The sequence below is a fragment of the Pedobacter sp. R-06 genome, from assembly GCF_049913135.1.
GTDB lineage: Bacteria > Bacteroidota > Bacteroidia > Sphingobacteriales > Sphingobacteriaceae > Pedobacter.
In genome coordinates, this window is the sequence record NZ_CP183977.1 from 2,963,625 (window position 1) to 2,980,804 (window position 17,180).

12 protein-coding genes are annotated in these 17,180 nt (G+C 36.9%); 7 read left to right on the plus strand and 5 right to left on the minus strand.

The window, feature by feature from the left end; translation table 11 throughout:
- Nucleotides 1-181: 181 nt before the first annotated feature.
- Nucleotides 182-1,651: an IMP dehydrogenase gene (gene guaB, locus ACN9MR_RS12075; protein WP_426329928.1), complete on the minus strand. Its 1,470-nt coding sequence runs from the start codon at nt 1,649-1,651 to the stop codon at nt 182-184.
- 231 nt (nt 1,652-1,882) lie between these two features.
- Here guaB and ACN9MR_RS12080 point away from each other — a divergent pair, with 231 nt between their 5' ends.
- From ACN9MR_RS12080 to ACN9MR_RS12095, 4 genes are all read left to right on the plus strand, one after another.
- On the plus strand, nt 1,883-2,890 hold the full coding sequence (locus ACN9MR_RS12080) for a sterol desaturase family protein (protein WP_426329929.1): 1,008 nt from the start codon (nt 1,883-1,885) through the stop codon (nt 2,888-2,890).
- Between the two features lie 148 nt (nt 2,891-3,038).
- Entirely contained in the window at nt 3,039-5,045 is a 2,007-nt protein-coding gene (locus tag ACN9MR_RS12085) for a DUF3857 domain-containing protein (protein WP_426329930.1), read from the plus strand.
- On the plus strand, nt 5,045-6,940 hold the full coding sequence (locus ACN9MR_RS12090; protein WP_426329931.1) for a DUF3857 domain-containing protein: 1,896 nt from the start codon (nt 5,045-5,047) through the stop codon (nt 6,938-6,940). The genes ACN9MR_RS12085 and ACN9MR_RS12090 overlap by 1 nt, the downstream gene beginning before the upstream one ends.
- A gap of 8 nt (nt 6,941-6,948) precedes the next feature.
- Nucleotides 6,949-7,230 carry a pyrimidine/purine nucleoside phosphorylase gene (locus ACN9MR_RS12095; RefSeq protein ID WP_426329932.1) on the plus strand — a complete coding sequence of 94 codons (282 nt, stop codon included), beginning with the start codon at nt 6,949-6,951 and terminating at the stop codon, nt 7,228-7,230.
- Between the two features lie 150 nt (nt 7,231-7,380).
- On the opposite strand, the gene ACN9MR_RS12100 is transcribed toward ACN9MR_RS12095, so the two are convergent.
- Together ACN9MR_RS12100 and ACN9MR_RS12105 are read right to left on the minus strand one after the other, a co-directional pair.
- Nucleotides 7,381-8,652: a M16 family metallopeptidase gene (locus ACN9MR_RS12100; protein WP_426329933.1), complete on the minus strand. Its 1,272-nt coding sequence runs from the start codon at nt 8,650-8,652 to the stop codon at nt 7,381-7,383.
- Complete coding sequence (locus tag ACN9MR_RS12105) at nt 8,645-9,889, minus strand: M16 family metallopeptidase (protein ID WP_426329934.1); 1,245 nt, start codon at nt 9,887-9,889, stop codon at nt 8,645-8,647. Before ACN9MR_RS12105 ends, ACN9MR_RS12100 begins: the two co-directional genes overlap by 8 nt.
- A 152-nt stretch (nt 9,890-10,041) precedes the next feature.
- On the opposite strand from ACN9MR_RS12105, the gene ACN9MR_RS12110 reads away from it, so the two are divergent.
- Entirely contained in the window at nt 10,042-11,166 is a 1,125-nt protein-coding gene (locus tag ACN9MR_RS12110) for a CofH family radical SAM protein (protein WP_116251886.1), read from the plus strand.
- Nucleotides 11,167-11,495: 329 nt separating this feature from the next.
- On the opposite strand, the gene ACN9MR_RS12115 is transcribed toward ACN9MR_RS12110, so the two are convergent.
- Entirely contained in the window at nt 11,496-12,383 is an 888-nt protein-coding gene (locus tag ACN9MR_RS12115; RefSeq protein ID WP_426329935.1) for a ferritin-like domain-containing protein, read from the minus strand.
- Nucleotides 12,384-12,402: 19 nt separating this feature from the next.
- Nucleotides 12,403-13,128: a ferritin-like domain-containing protein gene (locus ACN9MR_RS12120; protein WP_426329936.1), complete on the minus strand. Its 726-nt coding sequence runs from the start codon at nt 13,126-13,128 to the stop codon at nt 12,403-12,405.
- A gap of 124 nt (nt 13,129-13,252) precedes the next feature.
- On the opposite strand from ACN9MR_RS12120, the gene ACN9MR_RS12125 reads away from it, so the two are divergent.
- Both ACN9MR_RS12125 and ACN9MR_RS12130 read left to right on the plus strand, forming a co-directional pair.
- Nucleotides 13,253-14,038: a LytR/AlgR family response regulator transcription factor gene (locus ACN9MR_RS12125; RefSeq protein WP_426329937.1), complete on the plus strand. Its 786-nt coding sequence runs from the start codon at nt 13,253-13,255 to the stop codon at nt 14,036-14,038.
- A complete protein-coding gene (locus ACN9MR_RS12130) occupies nt 14,028-17,033 on the plus strand; it encodes a ligand-binding sensor domain-containing protein (RefSeq protein ID WP_426329938.1) in 3,006 nt (1,001 codons plus the stop codon). Before ACN9MR_RS12125 ends, ACN9MR_RS12130 begins: the two co-directional genes overlap by 11 nt.
- Nucleotides 17,034-17,180: the final 147 nt, after the last annotated feature.

Sequence of the window (17,180 nt, forward strand, 5' to 3'; positions counted from 1 at the left end):
TTTATTTTGTGATTTTTCTATTTTTAATTAATTCTCCAGACCTTATAGGTTTTAAAACCTATAAGGGTCTAAGAACAAAAACAGGGCTTTCGTAAACGAAGCCCCGCTATAATTAAATTCTATAAAAATTTCGACTAATGAGATTGCTTCCCGCAATGATGATTATTCGAAAAGATACACCTTATCTTGTATAATTTGGTGCCTCTTTAGTGATGGTGATATCGTGTGGGTGGCTTTCGCGCATACCTGCAGCCGTAATCTGCACAAATTGTGCTTCTTGTAATGCCTCGATACTTGCCGCACCGCAATAACCCATACTTGCTCGCAAACCGCCAATGTATTGATACATTACCTCTGCTAAGGTACCCTTAAATGGCACACGGCCAACAATTCCTTCGGGAACTAACTTTTTAATATCGTCTTCCACATCCTGGAAATAACGATCTTTAGAGCCTTGCTCCATTGCTTCAATGGAGCCCATTCCACGGTAAGATTTAAATTTACGTCCTTCGTAGATAATGGTTTCGCCTGGTGATTCTTCTACACCCGCAAATAACGAACCTGCCATTACCGTACTTGCTCCAGAAGCAATTGCTTTGGCAATATCACCTGTATGTTTAATACCGCCATCGGCAATAACAGGAACACCTGTGCCTTTTAAAGCTTTGGCACATTCGTAAACCGCATATAATTGAGGAACACCAACACCAGCAATAATTCTTGTTGTACAGATAGAACCAGGGCCAATACCAACCTTAACGGCATCAGCACCAGCATCGGCTAAGAATTTTGCGGCAGCACCGGTAGCAATATTTCCAACGATAACCTGCAAATCAGGATATTTCGCTTTAACTTCTTTTAATTTATCAACTACGCCTTTAGAGTGACCGTGAGCAGTATCGATGGTAATTACATCAACACCGGCATGAACCAAGGCATCAACACGTTGTATCGTATCAGCCGTTACACCAACCGCAGCACCTACACGTAAACGGCCACGTTCATCTTTACAGGCAACAGGATAATTTTTAACCTTCGAAATATCTTTAAAAGTGATTAAACCGCTTAGGTAACCATCTTTGCTCACTACAGGAAGTTTCTCGATCTTATGATTCTGAAGAATTTCTTCTGCCTGAACCAGAGTTGTACCTTCTGGTGCAATGATTAAATTTTCTTTAGTCATTACCTCAGAAATCGGTCTTTTCATATCCTTTTGGAAACGTAAATCCCTATTTGTAATAATACCCACCAATTTATTGTCGCTGCTTACAACAGGAATACCACCTATTTTATGCTCTTTCATAATCTTGAAAGCATCGGCCACAACAGCTGTTTCCAATAAAGTAACCGGGTCTTGGATCATACCGCTTTCAGAACGTTTAACCTTACGTACTTCTTCGGCTTGTCTTTCTATGGTCATGTTTTTGTGTAACATTCCAATACCACCATTTTGCGCGATGGCAATGGCAAGTTCGGCTTCTGTTACAGTATCCATCGCAGCAGAAATCAGTGGAACATTAAGTTTAATTTTTTTTGTTAAAAAAGTGGCTGTATTTACTTCACGGGGTAGAATTTCGGAATATGCCGGTACTAAAAGTACGTCGTCATACGTTAAACCTGTGGCAATAAACTTTGTGGAATCGAGTTGCATAGCAAATAAATTAGGATTTATTATTTGCCAGGCAAAGATACGAAAATTGAGGGAATATAAAAGTATAATGATAAAAATGCTTAAATATTGAGCTTGTCTGACAATCGCTATCATCACAAAGCAAAAACTAAGCTTTAATGAATATTTAGCAACAATGACCTAACTTATTTCGCGAATTTATTTGAATAAAATTTTAGTTTTATATAATTTCAACAAACCAAATATAATAAGATGATAGATTTTCTTGAAGGCGTAAAAGAATGGCTCGTTGGATTTTTCGGCTTACCAGCGCTGTTAAAACTACTGCAGACCAATGATTATAGCCAGTTTATGAGCTGGAATGGCATTAGCGCACTTATGGGGCCTTTGATTCCTTTTTTATTGGTTTTTGAAATCATCAGGATGACATTTTACCGCCGTTTTAAAGTGGTTGATTACCGGATTTCTTTCTTTTCACTGGTGATTAATTCTTTCATTGGCCGCATTATTTCTATCGGAATGGTGTCTATCTGTATCGGCTTATTTGGCAAATACGCCATTTTTAAAACTGAGATTACATGGTACTGGCTGATATATGGTTATGTGATCTGGGAATTTGGCCATTTTATTTATCATTTTTTAGCGCATAAGGTAAGGCTTTTCTGGTGTTTGCACTCCACCCATCACGCCCCAGAAACCATGAACTTATCGGTAAATTTTGCGCATTTTTTTCTTGAAGCGCCTTATGCAGACCTGATTAGAACTACAACATGCATTCTTTTAGGTGTAAGCCCTGCATTGCTTTTTTTAATCATGTTTATCGACGGTTTTTGGGGATCTTTTATCCACATTGGAGAAAATATTTCTAAAGATGGTCGTTTCGGTTTTTTAAATAAAATCATCCTTACCCCTTCTCATCATCGTGTACACCATGCCAAGAATGCATTGTATATGGATACAAACTTCTGTAACCTGTTGCCTATTTGGGACCATGTTTTTAAAACCTACCAGGAAGAAGACAAAACGATAAAAATTGAATATGGCATTACCAGAGAAATGAAAAAACACAGTTTTTTAGATGCTTATTTCGGTGAGATTATTCTTTTGGCTAAAGATGTTTGGCGCGCACCTGGTATCAAAAACAAGTTTCTATACATCTTTATGCCGCCGGGATGGAGCCATACTAAAGACCATAAAACGGCAAAAATAGTGAGATCGGAATATCTGAAAACCTACAAAACTGAAATGGCTAACTCATAGGATGAGCTAACGGAAACACTTTATAAAATTTTTGCTTATACCTTATTAGACTGATTTAAAAGTCTTAGATTAAAATATGTTGTCAATTAATTGATCATATTCAACTAAATCTTTTTAATATTGCATAACCAAAAAACTAATTTTATAAATGCAGAAAAATGCTCTCAAATTTCTGACTTTAATGCTATGCATTGGAGTTAGCACCGCTTATGCCCAAACCACTCAACCTGTAAAAAGAGAATTCAAGTTTGGTAAAATTACACCAGCAGAATTCGAAGTGAAAGCTTCAGGCCAGGACTCTTCTGCCTCTGCAATTAAACTATTCGATGTTGGCGACTGTTATTTTGAAATCGGGCCTTCATCTGGTAGCTTTATTTATGTTTTTGAAAGACATATCCGTTATAAAATCTTAAATAAAAACGGTTATGACCTGGCTAACTATCAAGTAAAACTTTATAAAAATAGCAACTCGGCTAAAGAAGACCTCAATTTTATGGACGCTGCAACTTACAATATGGTTGACGGCAAAATGGTTACCAGTAAACTGAATAAGGATGCCAAGTTTACCGAGGAGTTTGATAAAAATTATGTAATCAAAAAATTTGCGCTGCCTAACGTTAAGGAAGGCTCTATTATCGAATTTAAATATAAAATCAAGTCTGATTTTATTTTCACACTACGTGGCTGGAAATTCCAGTCAAACATTCCAACGCTTTGGTCAGAGTACAATGTAAAAATACCTGAGTATCTAACTTATAAGAACAACTTAAGTGGGTATTATCATGTTGACCATCCGCTTCATCAAAATGTAAATGCAAGCTACGTATCAGGTGTAAATTCTACTGCTGTTTACGATAAATATTGTGCTGCTAATGTACCTGCGCTGAAAGACGAGCCTTATGTAACCACAATGGATGATTATATCCCTAAAATAGAATTTGAACTTAGGGCAACCCAATTTCCGGGCGAAATGTACCAAGACTTTAATGGTTCGTGGTCAAAAATTATTAATGGGATGGCTCAAGATGAAAAATTTGGCGGTTTTATTAATAAAAACAGTTATGCCAAATCTGTACTTCCTGGCATTCTAAAAGGCGAAAAAGATACCCTTGCGGCTGTAAAACTCATTTTCAACTATGTTAAAAACAACTTAAATTGGAATAAAGAATACCTGGTGTATGCTAAAGAAACCAATCCAAAAAGTATCTTCGAAAAGAAAACTGGTTCATCTGCTGACATCAACCTTTCCTTATTAAGCCTATTAAAAGAAGCAAAAATTGAGGCTTACCCTGTTTTGATCAGCACAAGAGAAAATGGTGAACATCCCGGATACCCGGTAGAATCGGCATTCAATAATGTAATTGGTGTTACACAGATCGGAAATAGTTTATATTTTCTTGATGCTACCGATAAAGATCTTCCTGCAGGTATGCTAGATTATGACAATTTAAATCACCAGGGCTTTTACATGGATTTAAAAAGTTTAAATGGAAAATGGCTTTCAACTGAACCAACAGTAACGACCGAAAAGATCTTTGTCTATAACATGACGCTTGATAAAGAAAATAAACTAACTGGAAAAATTAATCAATATTCAAAAGGATACAGCGCATTAAATCTTCGTAATAAATACAGAAAAACGAATAACGAAACCGAATTTGTTAAAAACTTTAAAAAAGATAAAACAGGGCTTGAAGTTTCTAATTACAAAATCGACAACCTCGACAATCTTGATGAGCTGTTGACTGAAAGTATGGATGTAGTAATTGAAGATAATGTTGAAGAAGCCGGAAACCTGGTGTATTTTACACCTCTCCTTTTCGAAAGAACCAAGGAAAATCTATTCAAACTGGAACAACGAAAATTCCCGGTCGATTTTGCCTATCCATTTAAAGAAAGTTACCGGATTACGATCAACTTCCCTGAAGACTACGAAGTAGATAAGCTGCCAAAGGGCGGGATTTATAAACTTCCTGAAGACAACGGAACATTTACCATCAATTACGTTGCAGAAGGTAAAACCTTAATGGTAAGAAGTATCATAAACGTAAACAAATCGCTCTATACTCCAGAAGAATATTTCGATTTAAAAGAATTATTTAAAACGGTGGTGGAAAAACAGGCCGAACAGATCGTATTTAAAAAGAAAGTATAATGAAATACTATTTAAGTTTGGTGCTTGCGCTTGTAAGTATTAACAGTGCACTAGCACAAACAGATTACGATGTAGCGAAGATCCCTGAAAACCTGAAAAAGGATGCTGTTGTCGTAATTAGGAACGAAGAATCTTTCTTTGATGTTAAAGGTTTAGGTGAAGCAAAAATGGATTATAAAGTGGCAATAACCATTTTGAACAAGGCCGGTGAAGAATATGGTGAAATGGCTAAAGTTTACGATAAGTTTAGCAACATATACAACATTAAGGCTACCCTTTACGATGCAGCAGGAAAAAAAGTAAAAGATTATAAAAGTTCTGACATTAAAGACCAAAGCCTGATTTCGGATTTTTCCATCTTCGAAGACAACAGACTTAAGCACTTAAAATTTGTAAGTATAACTTACCCATACACTGTAGAGTACAGCTATAGTCAGGATTATAACGGATTGCTTTATTTCCCTTCATGGCAAGACTTAAAAGGTTTTGGTGTATCTGTTGAAAAATCGACCTATACTATTCAAAAGGCCAAAAACTATAAAATGAGGTATATTACCAGTTCGAATTTACAGACCGACTCGGTAATTAATGGAGAAAAAGTACAGTACAAATGGAAAAGTGCCAATGTTGAAGCTGTTGCTGAAGAACCTTTAAGTACAGGTATTGATAACATTTCTGCCTGGGTTAAAGCCTCCCCCAATCAATTTGAATATGATGGGTCGACAGGTAATTTTGATAACTGGAAAAATTTCGGGTCGTGGTTGTATACCTTAAATCAGGGTGGAAACAAACTTCCTGAAGCCACCAAATTAATGGTACAGAATTTAATCAAAGATGCCAAAACACCTAAAGAAAAGATTCGCGTTTTATATAACCACTTGCAGCAAAATACCCGTTATGTAAGCGTTCAATTGGGAATTGGAGGTTTTAGGCCTATTTTGGCCGAAAAGGTTGCACAGGTGAATTACGGTGACTGTAAAGCGCTTTCTAATTATATGAAGGCCCTATTAAACGAAGCTGGAATTGCCTCAAATTTAATTGTTATTGGAAATGATATGCCCAGCTTAAATCCGAATTATTCGAGTGTGGGGCAGGCAAACCACATGATTTTGTGTGTTCCATTGGCAAAAGATACTACTTTTTTAGAATGCACCAGCCAATATAAACCAATGGGATTCATCGGCTATAGCAATTCTGATCGAAATGTACTAATGGTTACCGAAGACGGGGGAAAAATAGTGCATACTCCTGCTTACAATGCCAAAGAAAATTATCAGATCAGAAAAACCAAAATTACATTAGCAGAAGATGGTACAGCCAGCTCTGAAATAAAATCTACTTATGGCAACGCGCAGTTTGAAGAAAATTTTTCGATGACTTTAATGGAACCCGTTGATCTCCGGAAAACAATAATTGAAGATAGTCCCATTCCGGTAGCAGAGCTGACTAGTTATAAGTATTCACAGCCAGATAAAACGTTACCAGTGCTTACCGAAGAGATTAATTTTAAAACCAACCCATTGTTAACCAAGGGTGGAGATAAGTTATTTTTGGTGGTAAACCAGGTGAATCGTCGAGAGAACGTCCCGCTTAAAGTAGAGGGAAGAAAAACATACTTTGCTGTTCCTTTTGGTTATAATGACGATGATGAAATTAGTTATATTTTGCCAAAAGGGTATATTGTGGAGTTTATTCCAAAAGATATTACGATTAACTCTGAGTTTGGCTCGTACACCGCGAAATTTAGTGTAAAGGATAATATGATTGTTTATAGCAGAACACAGATCATGAACAATAAAAAGTATCCGCCAGAAAAATATGGTGAGTATGTAGATTTTTATAAAAAGATTTACCAGGCTGATAAACAAAAAGCTGTTTTAGCAAAAACTTTATAAATTAGCAAATGATTACTGAAAACCAATATTTTGATGGCAACGTTAAATCGTTAGGCTATGAAACAGCTGAAGGAAGATCGACTATCGGCATTATAAATCCAGGAGAATATACTTTTGGAACAGCTCAGAAAGAAATTATGCATGTTATAGAGGGCGAACTAACAGCACTCTTACCAGGCACTACAGATTGGCAAAGCATTAAAGCTGGTAGAAATTTTGAAGTACCTGCAAACTCATCTTTTAAAGTAAAGGCCAGCGTTCAAACGGCATATCTTTGCCAGTACAGGTAGTAAAAAAGAGCTTGTATCATCAATGTAGAATTGTCATCCTGAGCCTGTCGAAGGACGCTTTTAAATGTATTTAAGGCGTTTCGACAGGCTCAACGTGACAGATTCTAATCAAAATTATGATGGAGACTCTTTTTAATATGGCTATAGCACCTATTTCTTCCCAATTACTACCTCGGTAAAACTATCAGTAGTAAGGTATTTATTTGCCAATGCCAATAATTCTTCAGCGGTAATGGTCTTCACTTTCTCAATATACTTTGTATAGTAATCATAATCCAATCCCGCGAAATAAATGTTCTTGAATTTATCGGCATGTGAGAACACATTTTCCAAACTGCCCAACATCGAGCCCAACATGTAGTTCCGAACCAGATCCAGTTCTTCTTCCCCTACCAGTTCATTTTTTAATATCTCTATCTCTTTGTAAATCTCAGTTAATGCAGCCGAACAAACATCAGCACCAACTTCGGTAGCAATAAAAAGATAACCAGCCTGTTGTAGCGAAGAAATCCCAGAACCAATGCCATAAGTGTAGCCTTTATCTTCACGGATGTTATTCATTAAGCGCGAGCCAAAGTATCCACCTAAAACAGTATTTAAAATCTGAAGACCAGAAAAATCTTCATGTTTACGGTTAATCGCCAACTGACCAATTCTGATCGCAGACTGTAAAGCTTCTGGTTTTTCCGTATAAACAAACTGTTTTTTTGTTGAAGTAAATTTGAAACTGTTCTTTACCGCATTGCTTTTTTCCCAACCTTGTCCAAAAGCATCGTTCAGCAGGTTAAAGCTAGCATCATCAAACTTACCCGAAACGATTATGGTACAATTATTTGGCGCGTAGGCAGCTTTAAAATATTCAATTAAATCTTCGCGCTTTAAGGCATCGTAATGCTCTGCTTTAATATTTACACCGTAAGCTGTATCGCCAAATAAAGCCTGTGCAAATTCTTTTCTCGAAAGAACATCGTTTTTCTTTAGGTTTACCTGTAGCTTTTGCTTTTGGTTTTGAATGTAAATATCAAGTTCATGCTGTGGAAACTGGCTTTCTGATAAAACATCTTTCACAATCGGTAGTACCGAGTGTAAATGTTTATTTAAAGTGTACAGCGTAACCGAAGATTGATCCTGGACATATTCTGTTTGGAAAAATGCCCCATAAAAATCAATTTGTTCGGCTATTTCTTTCGCCGATAATTTATTTGTTCCATTATTGATCAATGCGTTTACGGCAATAGCCTGTAATGGTTTTTCGAGCTTCCAGTTTACGTTTTCAAAAATAAATTCAATACGAACCAGGTCCTGTTCTCCGGAATAGATTGTAAAAACGGGCACACCGTTATCCAATGCTTTTTTTTCTGGATGGATAAAATTTATCGTTGATACCTGCTTAAAATCAGGTGCCTGTTGTCTGTTAAGCATTTTCTTCAGTTAAATAATATAAAGTTGATGATGAATTTGGTTGGAAAGTTTCATTAGAGATCCGTTTAATATCTTCTGCTTTAACCTTTAAAAATTCTTCTGTTTCTTGATTTAATAAAGCGGCATCACCTAAAAGCTCATAATAAGCCAGGTTCATCGCTTTATCCAATAAACTCATTTCAGAAAAAACAAGCACAGATTCTACCTTGTTTTTTACCTTGGTTAATTCGTTATCAGAAACCAGTTCCGCTTTTAACTTATCCAGTTCAGCCCATATTGCTTTTTCTGCAGTTTCGGTTGTTATTCCTTCTACCAATTTACCTTCAACAATAAACAAACCCGGATCTAAACTGCTCGAAATGTAGGCATTGATATCGCTAAAAAGTTTCTGCTCTTTCAACAAGCTATTGTACAAGCGCGAAGACTGCCCACGTGATAAAATATCAGATAATAAATCAAAGGCATAATAATCCTGATTTAATCGCCCTGGCATTTTAAAAGCCATATAAATTGCATTTAAAGGCACATTTGCCTTCACAGTTTCTTGCCTCGCTTCTGTTTGCGGTTCTTCCTGAACTAAATCACGGTTGTACTTCTCTCCCGCCGGGATCGGTTCGAACCATTTTTCAGCCAGCTTTTTTACCTCTTCGGTTTTTACATTGCCACCCACTACCAAAATTGCATTTTGTGGTGTATAGTGTTTTTTGAAAAATGCCTTTACATCGGCCATTGTAGCGTTTTCGATATGCGAAAGCTCTTTTCCAATAGTTGCCCAGCGATAAGAATGCTTTTTATAAGCCAGCGGACGCAACTTTAACCAAACATCGCCATAAGGCTGGTTAAGATAACGTTGCTTAAACTCCTCACTTACCACATTTCTTTGCGTATCTAAACTCTTTTCAGAAAAAGCCAGGCTCAGCATACGGTCGCTTTCCAACCAAAATGCTGTTTCTATGTTTTCTGCAGGCAGCGTGATGTAATAATTGGTAATATCATTGCTCGTAAAAGCGTTGTTCTCACCACCTACGCGCTGCAAAGGCTCATCGTAATTCGGAATATTTACCGATCCGCCGAACATTAAATGCTCAAATAAATGCGCAAAACCGGTTTTTTCAGGGTCCTCGTCACGGGCGCCCACATCATATAAAATATTTAAAACTGCCATTGGCGTTGTAGCATCTTCATGCACCAAAACTTTTAAACCATTGGCAAGTGTAAAACGATTAAAATCTACCATATTAATTTTTAGAACCGTAAAGATATAATAAATGATTTCACTGATGTGGAAGATTTAATAGATTTTGGTGTATTAGCTGTGTTTGTTATTTTTTTGACAAACCTTAAACCTTACACGTTCAACCTTCCCTCCCTTTTCCTTATCTTTGTACTATGAATACAGCCGATTTACTGCAACGGGCATTACATTTCGATTTTTTGAGCCTTGAAGAAGGTGTACATTTATACCATCATGCCGATACTGCATCGTTAATGTTTGTAGCGAATGAGTTGAGGAAAATTCAGGTACCCAGTGGAAAAGTAACCTGGCAGATCGACCGTAATGTAAATACGACCAATGTTTGTATTGCCAACTGTAAATTCTGTAATTTTTTCCGTAGGCCTGGCCATGATGAAAGTTATATTACTGATATCGAAACCTATAAGGTAAAAATTGAAGAAACTTTCCGTTTAGGTGGAGATCAGTTATTATTACAGGGCGGTCACCACCCGGATTTAGGTTTAGCCTTTTATGCAGATCTTTTCAAAAAACTAAAAGAATTATATCCTGATTTAAAATTGCACGCTTTAGGTCCACCGGAAATTGCACATGTGGCAAAGCTGGAAGGAATGACGCACACTGAAGTATTAAAAGCGTTAAAAGAAGCAGGAATGGATTCGCTTCCTGGTGCAGGTGCCGAAATTTTAAATGACCGTGTAAGGCGTTTAATTTCAAAAGGAAAATGCGGTGGACAGGAATGGCTTGATGTAATGCGTGCGTGCCATCAATTAGATATTACCACATCAGCAACAATGATGTTTGGACACGTAGAAACCATCGAAGAGCGTTTTGAACATTTGGTATGGATCCGTCAGGTTCAGAGTGAAAAACCAGCCGATGCAAACGGATTCTTGGCTTTTATTCCATGGCCTTTCCAGGATGACGGTACTTTATTAAAAAGACTCCGTGGCATCAGCAACAATGTAACAGCTGATGAATATATCCGCATGATTGCCTTGAGCCGCATTATGTTGCCGAATATTAAAAACATTCAGGCCAGTTGGTTAACCGTTGGTAAAGCAACCGCACAGCTTTGTTTACATGCAGGTGCAAATGATTTTGGATCGATTATGATCGAAGAAAATGTAGTATCGGCAGCTGGCGCACCGCACCGCTTTACCGCGAATGGTATCCAGCAATCAATCAAAGCTGCCGGTTTCGAGCCTCAGTTACGCGGACAAAAATACAATTACAGGGATTTGCCTGAGCACTTAGAAGAGCAGGTAATTACTTATTAATGAGTGATTGAATTGGAGATTGATAGAATTAATGAATGTTTAAATTTATTCAGTATTACCTAGATAAGTAAACCCGATTGCAGCGATATACTTTTTAGCTGTCACCCTGAGCGTAGTCGAAGGGCAGTTAAAAAGCTTTAGCGCAAGCGGGATTAATGCTAATTGAAAAACAGAACCTGGCTTTCCAATCACTTAGTGCTGAAAATTGGATCCTAAAATCCTTACATCCAATTAAATCCTAACCAAAAAGGGAAGCAGAACCGAATTCTACCTCCCTACCTTAAACTAAACATTACCTAATTAATAATGCCAATATGTTGGTTGATGTACTATAGTTTTTTACCGTCCCTTAAAAATAAATTGGCAATGGTAACTACACTTGCTTTATCTAAAGGCTCATCAAAACTTTCTACTGCTGCAGCTTTGGTTATGCCTGCATTGCTACCTATGCCTACGATATTTACACCAGCTTGTACAGTTAAATCTTCTCCGGCATATACGGCATCAACAGCAGCAACTCCAGAATCATTTGCCTGACCTGAAGCGCCAAGACTTACCCATGGCTTATAAACAGTAGAACCAGCAGCGGTACGCATTTGGCGGATATGCGAAGCATGGCGTGCCTCAACAGAGTGGATCTGCAAAGCAGTTTGCAATACAGGACTACCTAACAAAGCTCCTGCCTGGCCTTTGTATGCCCTAACTCCAGTATCTTCAAAACCCTGTGCTACAGCAAGAAAAGTATTATAATCAGAATATACTGAAGCAAATGCTCCACCAGCTCTAAAATCGGTATCTGCGTATGCAATTGGTGCACGGGCAGAACTTCCCAAAGCGCCTACCAATAAATCAACATGTGCTTTTTCGTGATCACGAATGGTAGTAATGGCTGCTTGACTGGCTGCATTAGGAAAATTAAAAGTAACATCAGTTACTGCCGATCCTGGAGTTTTGCCTACAATACAGTGATTATAAAAATGATATTCCAAATACTCTAACGATAAAGCAAAGTTTAATACATCAACAACCGCAGCAGGTAAAGCTGTTTGTCCATATGCTTTTTGAAACATTGAACCTAGGGCAAGCGGCATAGCAGCCAAAGAGATTTTTTTACCCATGTTGAAAAAGCTTTTCATTGCAGCTCTTCTCGGATTTAATCTCTCATAGATTTCACCGTCAACTTTTTCAATTTCTTCTAATATATTTACGATATTCATGATTTTCTGATTTTAAAAATTAAAGATTGATTACATTAATTTTGGTTTTAATATACTTTCCAGCGACAGCTAAAACCTTATCTGGCGTTAAAGCGGCGTCTAATCCTTTTGCATTATCGGCACCTAAAGCAGAAAGGCTGTTTAAATCAGCAAATGTCCCATTTGAGATCAAATCACGAACATACGCTGCATGGCGGGCTTCTACTGAAACAATTTTACCAGCTAACAGTAAATAAGTTGCACTTTTAAGTCGTGGTCCCGCACCATTGTAAGCAGAAACACCCAAATCTTCGAAAGCCATGGCTGTACCCAATACACTTGTAGAGCTGGTGAAATCAATTGAAGAAAAATCAACTTCTAAACTGCCGATTGCCGCTGTACCTAAAGCGGCTTTAAAAAACTCTCTGTGTGCAATTTCATGGAACTGGATATCCTGAAAGTATGCCTTTTGAGCAGCCGTGAAACTTGCAGGCGGAGCAGAAGCAACTTTTACATAAAATGCAGCTTCTAATTGTTCTAAAGCATAAGCATAATTTAATACACCGAAATCATCTTTAAAATCTAAGGTTGCGCCTCCCATTACAGGATTCTCGTAGCCACGATCTTTTTTACAACCTGCGGCTACCAAGGCAATACCTGCAGCGCCTGCACCTGCATACTGAAGAAAAGATCTTCTGCCTACAGTTTTGTCAAATAAACTTTTTTCCTGAAGTTCATTTTTTGTTTCTAGTTCATTCTTTTTCATAGCAATCTATGTTTAGTGGTTTTGAATTCGTTTGATGATACATACGTGACAATCAGAACACTGGTTTTTTTGATTTGCATTTTTTTTTATAAGCGCATTTTAATACATTCACCAACCTATAGCTATGACAACACTAAAAGCCATTATTGTTGATGATGAGGAGTTTGCCCGGTCATCGTTGTTTTTTTTACTGCAACAGAACTGTCCACAGGTAGAAATTACCGGTATTGCGAGATCTGTAACGGAAGCAAAAGATATTCTGGCGCACCATCCTATCGATTTAATTTTTCTGGATATAGCTATGCCCGGAGGCAATGGTTTCGAATTGATTCCTGATGCACAAAAGCGTAACGCAGCAGTTATATTTACTACCGCTTATGATCAGTATGCATTAAAAGCAATTAAGGCTAACGCACTCGATTATTTATTAAAGCCAATTGATATTGATGAGCTTAAAATAGCTGTAGATAAGGTTTTTCAGCACATTAAGCGCTTTAAAGGTCAGAATGAGAATGATGAAAGAATCAACAATCTGGCTTCCAGTTTAAGCTCAAGATCCGAAATCAAGAAGCTTACCCTCCCCTATGGCCAGGGTTTTAAAATGATCGATATAGATGATATCATCTATATCGAAGCCGATAGCAATTACTCTATTGTACACTTAAATAACCATGATAAAATAACGGTTTCGAAAGTTTTACGGGAATTTGAAGAGCTTTTACCTGGCGATCAATTTGTACGGATCCATAAGTCGAGCATTATCAACCTTAACCATTTAAAAGAGTATAATTCTAAAAACGGACTTCAGGTATTCTTAAAAAATGGAGAGAGTATTAATATTTCCCGAAGAAGAGCAAGCGATTTTTTTGAAAAAATAAAATTATTTACAAAGGCGAACAGTGATCATTAAACTACGCAAAAAAGTGCTTTTATCTGCTGAAACAGCAATCCTGAAGTTAAACTTCGGCCGCTCTTTTATTGCTTTTTTATTCGGGCTTATTATATTTAGTGTTCCAAAAACCCTGCTTGCTCAAACCACTTACCTCCCCCATTATAATACTAAAAATGGGCTGGCCAGCAACAACTGTTATTACATTCTACAGGATAAAAAAGGCTTTATCTGGATTGCAACGGATAATGGATTGAGCCGTTTCGATGGTACAAATTTCCAGAATTTTACGATCGAAGATGGACTTCCAGATACCCAGATCCTTCAGATGAAAGAAGACAAAGATGGCCGATTGTGGTTTTTTGCCCTAAACGGTCAGCTCAGCTACTTAAAAGAAGGGAAGTTTTACAACCAGGATAATGACGAACTGCTTAAAAAGCTAAACTTTAATACGGTAATTGTTTCCTTTTTAGTAGATAAACTGGGCCGAATTTGGCTCGGAACCAATGCTAACCTGATTGTTTGCTGGGACGGAAAAACGATCAAAAAGTACATTTCGCCTAATCCAAATGATAAATTTATCAATGCCTTTATACACGAAGATGAGCAGGGAAATATATTTGCCTACAGCGACTTAAGCGTTCAAAGGTTTGACGGAAAAACTTTTTCGATGGTCAAATCAAAAGTGCAGCCCCTCTCCTACATGACTGCTGTCAATTCTACGCACAGATCTTTATTTTATCTAGATGCTGGCGGCTTAAAACAATATAGACATGGCAGTATCAACGATCTCATATCGATTCCTCAGAATCTGATCAAAAACATGTCGGGATATTTTTACTATGATGTTACTTCAAAAGAGGTTTGGTTGTCGAATGCAAATGGAGCCTTTGTCCTTGATAAAAGCGGAAAAACAGTCCAATACCTACAGGACATACCTGTTAATCAAGTAATTAAAGACAGTAATCAAAACATGTGGTTTGCCACTAATCAAGGTATCTATATGCTTCCTAACGCAAATAACCGCTTATCCATCATTGATGCCGAATCAGGACTGAGCAGCAATGTAATTAAAAGCATTACGAAAGATGGAAAAAACCGCTTGTGGCTGGGCACCGATGATGCCGTAATCGATGTGTTAACCATTAACAATTATCAGGTTGATGAAATTGGTTTAGACGATTTCAAAAAATACAAAACCATTAAACAGGTTACTTTCGACCCAAAAGATCAATCTATATATTTTGCATCAGATTATGGAATGGGTGTTTTCAAAAACATCTATAACAGCAGGAATGAGGTAAAGTATCTAAAAGAATCGAATAATTCAATGTTTGTAATCAAACATTTTAGCATTGGCAAGAATAACGACCACCTGGCATTAGCCCTTTCGTCGGGTGTTGTTTTTTTATCGGATAGAAGAAACAAATTTGAGTTTAATGCCGCAAAGTACCGAGAAAAAGAAGATTTTTTTAAAGACAGATCTTACCACGTTTTTTACGACAGCGAAGGGAATCTATGGTTTTCGAATATTAATGGTCTGTCTCAATTTTCGAAGGGGAAATTAATTAAACATTATGAAAATCATCCCTTACTTACCAAAAGGATAAATGATATTCAGCAACTTGCAGACGGCACTTTGATTTTGGCAACAGATGGTTATGGTTTAATTTTTTACAAGAACAGGCAGATTACGCGACAGATTACCCAAAAAGATGGCCTAACCAATAATATCTGCACCAAAATATTTGTAAAAAACAACGAAATATGGGTACTAACAAATAAAGGTGTAAACAAAATAGCCGATTATCCTAATCAGTTCACCGTGACCAATTTCGACTATGGTAAGGATCTTTTAAGCGATGACATTAACAGTTTGTTTATTGATGATAGCACGGCCTATTTTGCAACGAACAAAGGCCTTATCTTATTTAAGTACAACAATAAAAACATAATCAAGAATCTTCCTAAGGTTTACGTTACTTCTATTATTAAAGATAATGAGCGTTTGCCGGTTGATCAAGGTAATTTTACTTTCGAAACTGGTAACAATACCATTCTATTTACCTTTAGTGCAGTCGATTTTACCACGAGTGACATCACTTATCGTTACCGTTTAAATGAAAACTCAGCTTGGGTAGAAACCCGCACAAGGCGGTTAGATTTTTCTTCATTACAATCGGGCGATTACATATTTGAGGTAAGTGCCAAAAGCCAAAATGGGAATTGGGGCGAATCTGCAAAAATAGCTTTTACCATTAAAAAGCATTTTTGGCAAAGCTTATGGTTCCTATCTATTTTGATATTGCTGGTAGCCTATATTTTTTATAAAGTGGCTGTTTATATCACCCGCAAGCAAAAAGATAAAGAGCAAGAACAATTGTTGTTAAAAAACAAAGTGCTGATGCTTGAGCAACAAGCCTTACAGGCGATGATGAATCCACACTTTGTCTTCAACGTAATGAATTCGATTCAGCATTATATTAATACGCAAAACACGGCTTCGGCAAATAAGGTTTTAACGGGCTTTGCCAGATTGATCAGAAAGAACCTGGAGATCTGTACCAAAAGCTACATCTCTTTAGAAGAAGAACTAGAATACTTAAATCTTTATTTAAAACTAGAGAAGAACCGTTTCGGCGATAAATTAAAATACATTTTTAATATTGATGAAGAAATTGATAAAGAAGAAACTTTTATCCCATCTATGTTGTTGCAACCTTACGTAGAAAATGCAATATGGCATGGCATTATGCCAAAAGAAACAGGTGGCGAAATCCTGATCAACATTAAACTGAAAGATGAATTCTATCTTAACATCGAAATTATCGATGATGGGATTGGAATTGACAACTCTTTAAAGGATAAAAAGGAAACACACATTAGTAAAGGAATGCAGTTAACCAAAGAAAGATTGCACCTTTTAGGTCAGATTGGAGCAAAACCTATACACTTAAACGTTAGTCAGAATACCACAAATGGCACAACAGTATCCATTTCTATACCGTTAAAATAGAAAATTTACCGTTTACTCAATTATTAATACCACTCACTAAATAGAATCTTGATCGAACCCTGTTTAGCCTTAAACTTGTGTTAGAAATAAACGATAGTGTTTATCAAAGACGTTCTTATAGAATTGATATAGATATTTAATAACCTA

What these genes read in the sequence shown, in the direction of transcription:
- ACN9MR_RS12120 (WP_426329936.1), bottom strand. Translation starts at nt 13,128, where the DNA reads ATGAAAAAGAATGAACTAGAAACAAAAAATGAACTTCAGGAAAAAAGT.
- ACN9MR_RS12085 (WP_426329930.1), top strand. Translation starts at nt 3,039, where the DNA reads ATGCAGAAAAATGCTCTCAAATTTCTGACTTTAATGCTATGCATTGGA.
- ACN9MR_RS12100 (WP_426329933.1), bottom strand. Translation starts at nt 8,652, where the DNA reads ATGCTTAACAGACAACAGGCACCTGATTTTAAGCAGGTATCAACGATA.
- ACN9MR_RS12080 (WP_426329929.1), top strand. Translation starts at nt 1,883, where the DNA reads ATGATAGATTTTCTTGAAGGCGTAAAAGAATGGCTCGTTGGATTTTTC.
- guaB (WP_426329928.1), bottom strand. Translation starts at nt 1,651, where the DNA reads ATGCAACTCGATTCCACAAAGTTTATTGCCACAGGTTTAACGTATGAC.
- ACN9MR_RS12110 (WP_116251886.1), top strand. Translation starts at nt 10,042, where the DNA reads ATGAATACAGCCGATTTACTGCAACGGGCATTACATTTCGATTTTTTG.
- ACN9MR_RS12125 (WP_426329937.1), top strand. Translation starts at nt 13,253, where the DNA reads ATGACAACACTAAAAGCCATTATTGTTGATGATGAGGAGTTTGCCCGG.
- ACN9MR_RS12095 (WP_426329932.1), top strand. Translation starts at nt 6,949, where the DNA reads ATGATTACTGAAAACCAATATTTTGATGGCAACGTTAAATCGTTAGGC.
- ACN9MR_RS12090 (WP_426329931.1), top strand. Translation starts at nt 5,045, where the DNA reads ATGAAATACTATTTAAGTTTGGTGCTTGCGCTTGTAAGTATTAACAGT.
- ACN9MR_RS12115 (WP_426329935.1), bottom strand. Translation starts at nt 12,383, where the DNA reads ATGAATATCGTAAATATATTAGAAGAAATTGAAAAAGTTGACGGTGAA.
- ACN9MR_RS12105 (WP_426329934.1), bottom strand. Translation starts at nt 9,889, where the DNA reads ATGGTAGATTTTAATCGTTTTACACTTGCCAATGGTTTAAAAGTTTTG.